At 66.2% G+C, this 12,637-nt stretch carries 9 protein-coding genes; 4 read left to right on the top strand and 5 right to left on the bottom strand.

Features of this window, described 5'->3' with window-relative positions; genetic code table 11:
- The first annotated feature begins 5 nt into the window (after window positions 1–5).
- Both KW832_RS14520 and KW832_RS14525 read left to right on the top strand, forming a co-directional pair.
- Window positions 6–2,468 (top strand): UvrD-helicase domain-containing protein, encoded by a 2,463-nt coding sequence (locus KW832_RS14520; protein WP_218300488.1) that lies wholly within the window; start codon window positions 6–8, stop codon window positions 2,466–2,468.
- Window positions 2,465–3,028, top strand: coding sequence for an AAA family ATPase (locus KW832_RS14525; protein ID WP_255577759.1), 564 nt, complete (start codon window positions 2,465–2,467; stop codon window positions 3,026–3,028). The genes KW832_RS14520 and KW832_RS14525 overlap by 4 nt, the downstream gene beginning before the upstream one ends.
- Before the next feature lie 7 nt (window positions 3,029–3,035).
- On the opposite strand, the gene KW832_RS14530 is transcribed toward KW832_RS14525, so the two are convergent.
- Window positions 3,036–3,818 (bottom strand): SDR family oxidoreductase, encoded by a 783-nt coding sequence (locus KW832_RS14530; protein WP_218300489.1) that lies wholly within the window; start codon window positions 3,816–3,818, stop codon window positions 3,036–3,038.
- A gap of 116 nt (window positions 3,819–3,934) precedes the next feature.
- Between KW832_RS14530 and KW832_RS14535 the strand changes: the two genes are divergently transcribed.
- A complete protein-coding gene (locus KW832_RS14535; RefSeq protein ID WP_218300490.1) occupies window positions 3,935–4,849 on the top strand; it encodes an AraC family transcriptional regulator in 915 nt (304 codons plus the stop codon).
- An 81-nt stretch (window positions 4,850–4,930) separates the two neighbouring features.
- Here KW832_RS14535 and KW832_RS14540 read toward each other — a convergent pair whose 3' ends face one another.
- The 4 genes from KW832_RS14540 to KW832_RS14555 all read right to left on the bottom strand — a co-directional run bounded on the left by KW832_RS14540 (window position 4,931) and on the right by KW832_RS14555 (window position 10,070).
- A complete protein-coding gene (locus KW832_RS14540; protein ID WP_370628725.1) occupies window positions 4,931–6,082 on the bottom strand; it encodes a DUF1513 domain-containing protein in 1,152 nt (383 codons plus the stop codon).
- 91 nt (window positions 6,083–6,173) lie between these two features.
- Window positions 6,174–7,280 (bottom strand): imelysin family protein, encoded by a 1,107-nt coding sequence (locus KW832_RS14545; RefSeq protein ID WP_218300492.1) that lies wholly within the window; start codon window positions 7,278–7,280, stop codon window positions 6,174–6,176.
- Between the two features lie 79 nt (window positions 7,281–7,359).
- A complete protein-coding gene (locus KW832_RS14550) occupies window positions 7,360–8,862 on the bottom strand; it encodes a di-heme oxidoredictase family protein (protein WP_218300493.1) in 1,503 nt (500 codons plus the stop codon).
- Between the two features lie 2 nt (window positions 8,863–8,864).
- Window positions 8,865–10,070 carry an imelysin family protein gene (locus KW832_RS14555; RefSeq protein ID WP_218300494.1) on the bottom strand — a complete coding sequence of 402 codons (1,206 nt, stop codon included), beginning with the start codon at window positions 10,068–10,070 and terminating at the stop codon, window positions 8,865–8,867.
- A 322-nt stretch (window positions 10,071–10,392) separates the two neighbouring features.
- Between KW832_RS14555 and KW832_RS14560 the strand changes: the two genes are divergently transcribed.
- Entirely contained in the window at window positions 10,393–12,618 is a 2,226-nt protein-coding gene (locus tag KW832_RS14560; RefSeq protein WP_218300495.1) for a PhoX family phosphatase, read from the top strand.
- Window positions 12,619–12,637: the final 19 nt, after the last annotated feature.

Below are 12,637 nucleotides of genomic sequence, written 5' to 3' on the forward strand. Positions count from 1 at the left end.
GCCGCATGTTCCCACAAGACCCGTTCCCGGGTGCACCCGAAGCCTTGGTGCCCCCACACGCTGCTGCGGCCTCGGCTGCATCGCCCCTCCTGGCCAATCTGAACGACGAGCAACTGGCGGCCGTCACGCTGCCCGCAGGCCACGCACTGATACTGGCGGGCGCAGGCTCGGGCAAGACGCGTGTGCTCACCACCCGCATTGCCTGGCTGCTGCAAAACGGCTACGCCACGCCCGGTGGCATTCTGGCTGTCACTTTCACGAACAAGGCCGCCAAGGAGATGGTGGCGCGTTTGTCCGCCATGCTGCCCGTGAACGTGCGCGGCATGTGGATCGGCACCTTCCACGGCCTGTGCAATCGCCTTTTGCGCGCGCACCACAAGGCGGCGGGCCTGTCGCAGTCCTTTCAAATTCTGGACACGCAAGACCAGCTCTCGGCCATCAAGCGCCTGTGCAAGCAGCACAACGTGGACGACGAGCGTTTTCCGCCCAAACAGCTGGCGTATTTCATTGCCAATTGCAAGGAAGAAGGCCTGCGCCCTGCCAACGTGGAGGCGCACGACAGCGACTCGCGCAAGAAGGTCGAGATTTACCAGCTGTACGAAGACCAATGCCAGCGCGAAGGCGTGGTGGACTTTGGCGAGCTGATGCTGCGCAGCTACGAGCTGCTGCGCGACAACGACCCGATCCGCGAGCACTACCAGCGCCGGTTTCAGCACATCCTGGTGGACGAGTTTCAGGACACCAACAAGCTGCAGTACGCCTGGCTCAAGCAGCTGGCGGGCAACGAGGTGGGCGGGCGCTTTGAGGCGCGCGGCAGCGTGATTGCCGTGGGCGACGACGACCAGAGCATCTACGCCTTTCGCGGTGCGCGCGTGGGCAACATGACCGACTTTGTGCGCGAGTTCGACGTGCAGCGCCAGATCAAGCTGGAGCAGAACTACCGCAGCTACAGCAACATTCTTGATTCGGCCAACGCCCTCATCAGCCACAACAGCCGCCGCCTGGGCAAGAACCTGCGCACCACGCAGGGCGCGGGCGAGCCCGTGCGCGTGTACGAAGCCAGCTCTGACCTGGCGGAGGCGCAGTGGATGGTCGATGAGATCAAGCAACTCGTGCGCAACGACGGCTTTGAGCGCAAGGAAATCGCCGTGCTCTATCGCAGCAATGCGCAAAGCCGGGTGATCGAATCGGCGCTGTTCAATGCCAGCGTGCCCTACCGCGTGTACGGTGGACTGCGCTTTTTTGAGCGTGCCGAAATCAAGCATGCGCTGGCCTACCTGCGCCTGCTGGAGAACCCACACGACGACACCAGCTTCACGCGCGTGGTCAACTTTCCGCCGCGTGGCATTGGCGCGCGCAGCATCGAAGTGCTGCAGGACGCAGCCCGCGCCGCAGGTTGCTCGCTGCACGATGCGGTGAGCGCCGTGCCCGGCAAGGCGGGCGCTAACCTGGGCGCGTTCGTCGCCATGGTCGATGTGCTGCGCGAGCAGACCCAAGGCCTGAACCTGCGCGGCATCATCGAGCAGATGCTCGAATCCACGGGCTTGGTAGAGCACTTCCGCACGGAGAAGGAAGGCGCCGACCGCATCGAGAACTTGCAGGAACTGGTCAACGCAGCCGAGAGTTTTGTCACGCAGGAAGGATTTGGCCGCGACGCCGTGGCCCTGCCGCTAGACGAACATGGCACACCGCTCACGCAAAGCGCCCAAAGCCCGGTTAGCCAGGGGTTGGACCCCAATGCGCCGGTGCTGGACGAACCACTGAAACCCGCCGTGCCGGGTATCGTGGACGCCGACACCGGCGAAACCCTCTCACCCCTGGCCGCCTTCCTGACCCACGCCGCGCTCGAAGCGGGCGACAACCAGGCCCAGGCCGGGCAAGACGCCGTGCAACTGATGACCGTGCACGCCAGCAAAGGGCTGGAGTTTGACGGTGTGTTCATCGGCGGCATGGAAGAGGGCCTGTTCCCCCACGAAAACTCCGCCAGCGAGCGCGATGGCCTGGAGGAAGAGCGCCGACTGATGTATGTGGCCATCACCCGCGCCCGCAAGCGCCTGTACCTGAGCCACTCGCAAACGCGCATGCTGCATGGGCAGACGCGCTACAACATCAAGAGCCGCTTTTTTGACGAACTGCCTGAGGCCGCGCTCAAGTGGATTACGCCCAAGCAGCAAGGGTTTGGATCGTATGCTCCTAATTCAGGAGCTGGTAGCGCTTGTCCATCAAGCGCTAGAGGCCAATTTGGCTTTAAATCCGAGACATTCGCCAGCCCACCGGTGCCCGTGCAAAAGACCGCGCCGTCCCACGGCCTGCGTGCAGGCATCAACGTGTTCCACACCAAGTTCGGCGAAGGCAAGGTGCTGGCCATCGAGGGCACGGGCGACGACGCGCGTGCGCAGGTCAACTTCCCGCGCCATGGCACCAAGTGGCTGGCGCTCAGCGTGGCCAAGTTGACGGTGGTGGATTGAGCGCAGCCACCGCTCCTGCTCCCGCCTCGATCCTGGTGGTGCTGGGCGGGCTGCCCGGCGTGGGCAAGAGCACGGTCGCCCACGCGCTGCTGGCGCATTGGCCTGCGGTGTACCTGCGTATCGACACCATCGAGCAGGCGCTGCGGGATTCCGGCGTGCTGATGGCAGGAGAGGTGGGCGCGGCGGGCTACCGGGTGGCCTATGCCCTGGCGCGCACCCAGCTTGCGCAGGGTTTGCCGGTGCTGGCGGACTGCGTCAACCCGCTGCCGGTGACGCGCGAAGCCTGGCGTACTGTGGCCCGTGATACGCGGGTGCCCCTGCTGGAGGTGGAAGTGATTTGCTCGAATGCCGCAGAGCACCAGCGGCGGGTGGAAACGCGGGCCATGGAAGTCCCAGGGCTGCTGGCGCCGACTTGGCAGGCCGTGCTGCAGCACGATTACTTGCGCCGGAACGATGAGCGGCTGGTGTTGGATACCGCAAGCATGGATGCAGAGCAGGCAGCCGCGCGGTTGCTGGTGGAGGTGCAACAACAGCTGCAGCGAAACAGCGTCGGCAGCTGACCTGACATCAACCCGCGGGGCTTTTCAACCCGCCTGCATATCCCTCACGTGCCGCTTCCGCCAGCGCCACCGCATCTGCCCCCGCCGCATACCGCAGGCGGTCTGACGCATCGTTCACCGCCGCCCACACACCCTCGGCCACATCCTGTTCGGTCGTCACGGCGGCTGGCTGCCCCAGGGCTGCAAAGATTGACTGGGCGTAGGGAGCGTAGGCGGACGGGATCAACCCCTGCATGCGCTCCGCGCCGTTGGCGGTGAACTGGGTGGTGGGCGCGTAGCCGGGCTCGACGAGTTTCACGCGGACGCCAAACGCCGCCAGTTCAAAGGCCAGCGACGCGGTGAACCCCTCGATGGCCGTCTTGCTGGCGGTGTACGCCGCCACCAGCGGCATGGGCGCCAGGGTGGCGCTGGAGGTGACGTTGACCACCAGGCCCGCACCGCGCTCGCGCATCTGCGGCAACACGGCCTGGGTCATCGCCATGGTGCCGAAGGTGTTGGTGTCGAAGATGTCACGCATCGTGGTCATGGGCGTGGCCTCAAAGGCGCCGAACAGCCCCAGGCCCGCGTTGTTCACCAATACGTCGATGGGGCCAGCGGCCTGTAATGCTTGGGCGATGCTGTTGGGCGCTGTGACGTCCAGCGGTAGAACGCGCACGCGGTCTGATGCGGGCAACACGTCAGCGCGCGGGGTGCGCATGGTGGCGATCACGTTCCAGCCCTGGGCGTGAAAGTGGCAGGCGGTGGCCAGGCCGTAGCCAGACGAGCAGCCGGTGATGAGAATGGTCTTCATGGTGAAACTCCTTGGGGATGGTGGATGGGAACAGATGGAAGGTGGTGCAACGATATCGGGCCAAGGCTGGATTAACTACAATCAAACGTCCAATTTTTGTTTGCAGGAGTCCGGCTGTGGTGGATCCCCTCGCCCAAGTGATTGCGCTGCTGCGGCCGCGCGCCGTGTTCTCCAAGGTGATCAGCGGCGCGGGCGCCTGGGCCGTGCGTTATGGGGAGTTCGGCAGTCCGAGCTTTTGCACCATGCTGGAAGGCCAGTGCGTGCTGGCCGTGGCGGGGCAAGAGCCGGTGACGCTGGAGGCTGGCGACTTCGTGCTGATGCCAGCGACGCCGGGGTTCACCTTGTCGGGCATGGAGCAGCCACTGGCGCAGCCGATGTCCATGGACCCCAACCGTTTGCCAGCGCCCGATGGCGAGCACGGGCTGCGCCATGGCACGCCCGACGGACCGCCGGACATGCGCATGCTGGGCGGCTACTTTGAGTTTGATTCGCCCGACGCCGCGTTGCTGGTGTCGCTGCTGCCAGACCTGCTGCATGTGCGCGGGGTGGCGCGGCTGCCGACCCTGGTGCAACTGGTGCGGCAGGAATGCCTGGCCATGCTGCCCGGCCGAGACCTGGTGCTGGACCGTCTGGTGGAGTTGCTGCTGATCGAGGCCCTGCGGTCGAGCGGCGAGGCGGGTGCGCCCCCCGGGCTGCTGCGCGGCCTGGCAGACGCCCGCGTGGCGGTGGGCCTGCGCCTGATGCACAGCGCGCCAGAGCAGTCGTGGACAGTGGACGCGCTGGCGCGCGAGGCGGCGTTGTCGCGATCCACATTCTTTGAGCGCTTCTTGCGCGCCGTGGGGGTGCCGCCCATGGAATACCTGCTGGCCTGGCGCATGGCGCTGGCCAAGAAGCTGCTGCGCGGCAGCGACGGCCGCATAGGCATCGACGAAGTGGCCGCGCGCGTGGGCTACAGCTCGGCCAGCACCTTCAGCACCGCATTCAGCCGCCATGTGGGGCTGGCGCCCGGGCGCTATGCGCGCCAGCCGTAGGCGTGCAGGCGGTTTGCTCAGTTATTTATAGCTGCTAGCGCTTATCCAACAAGCGCTAGAGGCACTTTTGGCTTCAATTTTCTACGATGCCAACACCCAGTGGTTGTCCAGCCGCACGCCTCGCAGGCTGCGGCCATGCGCGTGGCTCACAGGCGCTGCGGCCTGCGCGTTCTGCAGGCTGGCGCCCAAACCGCCCGCCCACAACGCGCCGCCGTGCACAGCCAGCGGGCAGACGTCGGGCAGCGGCACCAGCCCGCGCCATTCGCCCTGTGGCGTGTACGTGGCAATGCCATTGGCGCGCGGGCAGCTGACGGCCCAGCCCGCAGGTGTGGCGGCCATGCTGCCGCCGTAGCCGTGGATGCTTTGCGCGATGTGCTCGGGCGTGGGCACCACCCGCAGAGCGGTGCCGTCGAACAGAGCCAGCACGGGGGCGGCGTCTTTGGCGGTGCTGTGGTCATGCTCGGCCTGGAGCGCGATGCCCAGGGTCCGATCATCGGGGGCCCAGGCCAGATGACGCAGGCTCAGGCGCTGGTCTTGCAGGCGCCATTGGCCCAGCAGGCGGCCGGTGTGGCCGTCCAGCCGCACGATGGACGAATCCATGGTTTGCAGGTCGCGCTTGACGCGGCCGGTTTCGGGCGCGGTGGGTACGCCGCCGTTGGCAACGATGAGGGTGGGCGCGCCGTGGTTGGTGGTGCGCGTGTCCCAGGTCAGCTCATGGGCGTCGATGCCGTGGGTAGGCCATTCGGCCATTTTTTGCAGGGTGCGGGCGTCGCGCACGCCGACCCAGCTGGCGCCGGTTTCTGCATCCGTTTCGGTGGTGAACAAACGGGCCCCGTCTGCGCTGGCGATAACGTGGCCGTTGAAGCTGCGCTCACCGTCCTGCCACAGCCATTGCGGCTTGGTGCGTTGGCCGGGCCACCACCGCACCAGCCAGTCGCCGGGGCGGCGGGCGGTGGCCAGCACCGAGCCATCGGGCAGCACAAAAAGGCCGTGGGCGCGGGTGGGGACCTCGAGCGATGCGTGGATCTGCAACGACTGCCCGGCGCCCGGTTGCGTGGACAGCAGCCCGATGTGAAAGCTGCCCTCGCGCTCCCACGCGGCGGCCAGGTGGATGGGAAGGCCTTTGGTACTGGCCCATGCCGTGTTGGGCGCTATGGACCAGGCGCCAAGGCTTGCTAGAGTGAGCAGCGTGTGGCGGCGATGGAACTGCGGGAAGCGGGGGGCGCGGCCCAAGGCTGGGGCCACCGCAGAACCGGCTTGGCCGGGCTGCGGGTGGCGTCCCCCTGGGGGGATGGCGCGCAGCGCCTCAGGGGGCGCTTCCAAGCTAGTCACCATCGGCGTCCGAGAATCCAATGCTCACCTGCAGCGCCGGTGCCACTTCGGATTCGGCCAGAAACTTGAGTGCGGCCAGATCCTTCGCGGTCTGCTGGATGGTGGCCTTGTTCTGCACGCCCGCTTTTTGCACCTGCGCCATCGATGCATCCACCTTGCCGGTGGCCTGGTGAAGTTTGTCCGCCAGCGGGTTCAGGCCCTTGCCGCGCAAATACATCTCCAGCGGCACCAGCGCCTCGCCGGGCGCGGGTGTGGCGGCGTTCGCAGGCAGGGCGGTCACGCTGCGCAGGCCTGCCCAGGTGGCGGCCCAGGCGGCCAGGGTGTCGCCACTGGAAGAACGGGGGTAGTCGGGGGGGCGGCTGCCAGATCCCGATCCAGCGGCGCGCAAGGGCTTTTCCATCTGCGCCCAGCGCAGGCGTTCGATGCCGCCCACCCATTGGTTCACAAACTCGCTGATGGCTTGGGTGGACTGCTCCTGTTCGTCCTCGGCGCCCCAGTCGGTGCCTGCGGCGGTGCCGAAGGCAGCATGCAGTGCGGCGGATTCGCGGGCCACGTCCTGCGCCACTTCGTGTGCGTAGCTGCAGGCAGGGCTGCCGGGCTGCACGGGGCGGGTCCACAGCAGCCATTCCAGCGCGGGCAGGCCCTTGGCGGGGGTGCCGATGCGCTCGAAGGCCTTGGCGCCCTGGGGCTGGGTGACGATGGCTTTTTCTATCAACGCGGGGCGGGTGGGTGTGAAGTCGATGGCGCGCTGGCTGCGGCGGGCGATGACGGGGCCTATCGACACAGCGGTCAGCTGCTCCCATGCGCGCGCTGTGGCCTGCCAGGCTGTGCGCGCGGCGGCCAGAGCCGTTTTGCTGTCACTGGCCGGGGCCTGGCACAGTGCGGCCACGGCGGGCGCCAGGGCGCGGGCGCTCTGGTCAAAGTCTTTGGCGCGGGGCAGGGCCCAATGCCCGTAGATGCCCTGCAGCGCGTGTACGGTGTCGTAGAACGGCACGGCATCGCGCTGCCAGGCGGGGGCGGCAGCCGCTGTCTGGGCCTGCGCAGCTACGGGGGGAATTGCGGTTAGCAGCAGGGCGGCAGCAAGGAGGGATGTTTTCATCACCGGGCCGCCCCAAGATGAAAACGCGCCCCCTCGGGGGGCAGCGACCCGCGCAGCGGCGGAGCGTGGGGGTCAATACTCATAGCGACTCCACAAATTTCACCAGCGCATCGCGGTCGGCCTTCTTCATTTTCAGCACCTGGTCCTTGGCTGCTTCGGCCTCGCCGCCGTGCCACAGCACCGCCTCCAGCACGCCGCGCGCGCGCCCGTCGTGCAGCAGGCGCGTGTGGCCGTTCACGTCCTTGATCAGGCCGGTGCCCCACAGTGCGGGCGTCTTCCACTGGCGGCCATTGGCGCCAAAGTCGGGCCGGCTGTCCGCCAGGCGTTCGCCCATGTCGTGCAGCAGCAGGTCGGTGTAGGGCCAGATGCGCTGGCCGTTCAGGGCTTTGCTGGTCAGCGTGGGGAAGGGGCCCTCTTTGGTCACGTAGCTGGGCCGGTGGCAGGTGGCGCACTGGGCCTGGGCAAACAAGGCCTGACCGCGTTGCACTTGCACGTCGTTGACGTTACGGCGCGCGGGCGGTGCCAGCGTGGCCTGGTAGAAGATCACGTCGGCGAGGGTCTTGTCGTCGATCTCCACAGCCGGCTGGCCTTGCACGCTGGCGCCCTCCTTGCCACTTTTGCCGCTGGGTGCTGCCAGGCAGTCCTTTTGTGCGGGGGTGCAGGTCTCGTGCGCGAAGTGGCGGGACGTGATGCCCATGTCGCCCAGAAAGGCGCCACCCGTCTGGTGCGCGATGGTGGCCACATTGGCCTTCCAGCCAAATCGCCCCGTCATCATGCTGCCCGAGGGCGCGTCCCACACTTTGTTGGCTTGGCCTTTGATGGGGCCGAGCGCGGCGGCCTGGTCGGCTGCGTTGGCCAGGATGTCGGCCTCTGCAATCGCTTCGAGGAGGCCCACGCCGATGATCTGCGGCGCAATGCGCGGGCTGCTCATCACGTCCGGGTGCATGGGGCCGTAGCCCAGGTCGGCGAAGCCATACACGGGCTTTTGCAGTGTGTAGGGCGTACCGTCGGCAAACTGGCCTTTGATCGTTTCGTAGCGCAGCGTGACGCGCCCTTCGGGGCTGACGCCCTGGATGGCCGCGTTGTTGAACTGGTCTCCATACACCGGCTCGGGCTTGGGCCCGCCATGCGCGTCTTTGCCGGGGATGGACAGGCGGATCAGCAGGGCCACGGTCGGGTCCTTGGTCTCGCCCAGGCGGTTGAAGATCGCTGGCGGCTCGCCCCGGCCGTCCTGCACATGGCAGCCACCGCACGAGCGCGCGATGAAGTGCGGGCCCAGGCCATCACGGGCCTTGGTGGACGCGGGGGCCTCGACCCAGTTGCGGCGAAAGAACGAGTTGCCGATGACAAAGCGCGTGCGTTCCTCATCGGTCAGGTTGGCGGCTGGGAACGAGAAGGCATTGCGCCCGGTGGCGAATATGGTGGTCTCACCGCCGGTTTTTTCGCCCTGCGGGTCGGGCTGGGGGGCTGCCGTCAGCGATGGAATGCCCAGGCTGCCGAAGCCGGCGAGTGCGACGATGGCGGTGCTGGCAGCCGCCAGGCGCACAGCGCGCTGGCGGCGTTTGGCTCGCGAGATCTGCATGTTCAAGGCTGGACCAGCGTCAACTTGGTGATGCCAATGGCGTTGGCGGCAGCGACCAGGTCTTTGCTTTGTTGTGTGAGGCTGTCGATAGTTTTTTGGATGCGCTGGCGGCCCGGGGCGTCCTTGCCGCCGATGATTTCGCGATCGAACGGGGCCTGAATGCCTTCTGCGGCGACCACCGATGCGGCGATCTGCTGCGTGGTCTTGTCGGCCAGCGCGGCGTCCCTGGCGGCCACCAGGTCCCGCAGCGACGGGCCTTGCAGCACCGTGCCGTTGGCCTGCTTGTACTGGCCCAGCCACACGTTCTGGATGCCCAGTGCGTTGGTCACCGCATCGCGGTGGGTGTTGTCCGAAAAGCACGAGTGCTCGTCTTCCTGGTCCTGGCTGTTCAGCGCCACTTCCAGCCGTTCGCCGGCCAGTTCGCCGCGCGACAGCGAGCCCAGGCCCACCAGCATCTTGCGCACCGATTCCTGGCCGCCTTTGACGAAGCGGGCGCGGTAGTTGTTCTTGGCATCTGGCGCCCAGGCCTTCACCAGCGTGGTGAGGTCGTCAATGAGCAGCTCTGTCACCACGTTCAGGTATTGGCGGCGGCGGTCGGCATTGGGGGTCTTGCCATCCACAAAGTCTTCAAAGCTGCGGTTGCCTGGGCCGGTGTCTGACAGGTCCTGGCCCCACAGGAAGAACTCGATGGCGTGCCATCCCGTGGCAATGTTTTCTTCACCGCCGCGCTCGTTCTGGGCCGACAGGTTCTTCTTGTTGATGGTGAACTTGCGGTTGTTCACCAGCCCGGCCGTGGCCTTGCCTTGCACGCTGTCCACAAACGATTCGTCCATGGGCCAGGCGTTGATGCGGCCTTCCGGGCCGTTGTCGTTGTCAATGGGGCCGCCGTAGAAGCGGAAGGCTTCGGTCTGCCCGTAGAACTCGCGTGCGGCCAACCAGGTCTTGCGGGCTTCGGCCAGCGTTTCTGCAGAGGGCTTGGCGGTGAATGCCAGCACTGCGGCCTGCAGGGCCTTGGCAGCATTCAGCGTGTCTGTGTAGTTGGCATGCACCAGGTGGCCGTAGTGCGCGGCCACCATGTTGGTGTTCACCGCCTGTGCGTTGGCCGACGGGGCCGGCGCACCACCTGCCTGCGCTGCTGCGTGAGTGCCATAGGTGCACAGGGCCAAAGCGGCCACCAGGACCGAGGTCTTCAGAAAGGAATGGGGCATGCAGAGGTCTCCGGGGCAAAGGGGCGCGCAGGCCATGGCATGGAAGGCGGGTGGGCCTGCAAGGGCGCTGCGGTGGTCAACGAAGGGGCCGCACTGGCTGAGGGAGCCTGTGCACCACAAGGTGCGAGGGCGTGGCTGGGTGGGCGAGGGCAGGTTTTGATTATACAAATAGTATTGATTCGTATTTGTGTATATCCGACTCTGGTGCGACCACCAGCTTGCAGGGACCGACTGTCATCAAACCGCCGCAAAAGCTTCACGGCGATGTCACCCACGGTTTCTACGCTCCATGGGTTTTGTAACCAACAACCCGAGGAACCCCATGAACCACCGTGTGGCTGCGCCCGAGCAGGCGATTGACTTCAACAACGAGAACTCCAACACCTCTGCCAACCCCAGCTTTGATGCGGTGCTGGGCGCTCGCCTGTCGCGCCGTGGCCTTCTGCGGGGCAGCGTGGGCACGGTGGGCACCACGCTGCTGGCGGGCTTTGGCGTGTCGGCCTGCGGCGGCAGCGACGACCCTGCAGTGACTCCACCCCCTGCCGGCCCCAAGCTGCTGGGCTTTGGCGCGGTGCCCAAGAGCCTGGCCGACGTGGTGGCCGTGCCTGCGGGCTACACCGCCAGCGTGCTGTTTGCGCTGGGCGACCCCATTGCAGCAGGCGTGGCTGCCTACAAGAACGATGGCACCGATGGTGACTTCGACAAGCGCGGTGGCGATCACCACGACGGCATGGAATGGTTTGGCCTGGGGGCTGACGGCAAGCGCAACGACAACGCCATCGAGCGCGGGCTGCTGGCCATCAACCACGAAGCCACCACCGACGAGAAGCTGTCGTCCCACTTCCTGCATGCCAACGGCGGCACGACCACCTTGCCACGCCCTGCGGCCGAAATCGACAAGGAAACGGCGATCCACGGCATTGCCGTGATCGAAGTCGCCAAGTCGGGTGGCAAGTGGGCCTACGTGCAGAACTCTGCGCTCAACTTCCGCCTCACGGCACTGAGCCCCATCGAGATCTCGGGCCCTGCGCGTGGCAATGCGCAGATGATCACCAAGTTCTCCCCCACGGGCACCACCACACGCGGCACGCTGAACAACTGCGGCACGGGCAAGACGCCCTGGGGCACGTTCCTCACCGGTGAGGAAAACTGGTTTGGCTATTTCACGCGTGGCGCTGCCGACGATGCCGCACGCGGCAACGACAAGAGCGTCACGGCCCTCAAGCGCTATGGCCGCAACCAGGGTGCTGCATCGCGCCACGGCTGGGAGAGCGGCGGTGCCGCCGACCAGTACCAGCGCTGGAACAACAGCAAGACTGGCACCTCGGTGGACGGCAGCGATGACTACCGCAACGAGATGAATGGCATGGGCTACATCGTCGAGATCGATGCCTACGACAAGACCCGCATGGCCAAGAAGCGCACGGGCCTGGGCCGCTTTGCGCACGAAAGCGCGGCGTTTGGCAAGGTTGAGGCAGGCAAGCCGCTGTCGGTGTACATGGGTGACGATTCGCGCGGCGAATACATCTACAAGTTTGTGTCCACCGCGCTGTGGAATGCCGCCGATGCCAATGCCGCCGACCGCATGGCCGTGGGCGACAAGTACCTGGACAGCGGCAAGCTGTATGTGGCCAAGTTCAATGCCGATGGCACGGGCACCTGGGTCGAGCTGGCGCTGGCCAACACCGCCATCAGCGGCTATGCAGCCTACAAGTTTGCTGATGCAGCCGACATCGTCATCAACACCCGCCTGGCGGCCGATGCCGTGGGCGCCACCAAGATGGACCGCCCCGAATGGAACGCCGTGAACCCCGCCAACGGCGAGATCTACTTCACGCTGACCAACAACAGCAACCGCAGTGTGAACCCCACGGGTAGCCAGTACCTGCCAGACGCCGCCAACCCGCGTGCCTACACCGACATGAAGGGCACCTCGGCACAGACCGGCAACCCCAATGGCCACCTGGTGCGCATGAAGGAAGGCGCCTCGGTCTCGGCTTTTACCTGGGACGTGTACCTGTTCGGCGCCGAAGCCGGGGCCGACAAGGCGCTGGTCAACATCTCGTCGCTGACTGCTGACCAGGACTTCTCCAGCCCCGACGGCCTGGCCTTCAGCAAGGCCACCGGCATCTGCTGGATCCAGACCGACGACGGTGCCTACACCGACGTGACCAACTGCATGATGCTGGCCGCTGTGCCCGGCCAGGTGGGTGACGGCGGCAAGAAGACGCTGAGCTACACCAAGACCGACGGCACCAAGCTGGACATCGTGACCCCCGTGGGCAAGGCTGCCACCGAAAGCACGCTCAAGCGTTTCCTGGTCGGCCCCAAGGGCAGCGAAATCACCGGGGTGGCCGAAACGCCCGACGGCAAGGCCATCTTCGTGAACATTCAGCACCCCGGTGAAGGCACCGCCTTGGCCAATGTGGGCGACGCCACCAAGTACCAGAGCCAGTGGCCCGCCAACGCAGGTTACGGCGCAGGCAAGCGCCCCCGCTCTGCCACCATCGTGATCACCAAGAACGACGGCGGCGTGATCGGGACCTGATCCCCCGCTAGTTCGTTTT

This window comes from Acidovorax sp. sif0632, from assembly GCF_019218805.1.
In the GTDB taxonomy this organism is placed as follows: Bacteria; Pseudomonadota; Gammaproteobacteria; order Burkholderiales; family Burkholderiaceae_C; genus Acidovorax; species Acidovorax facilis.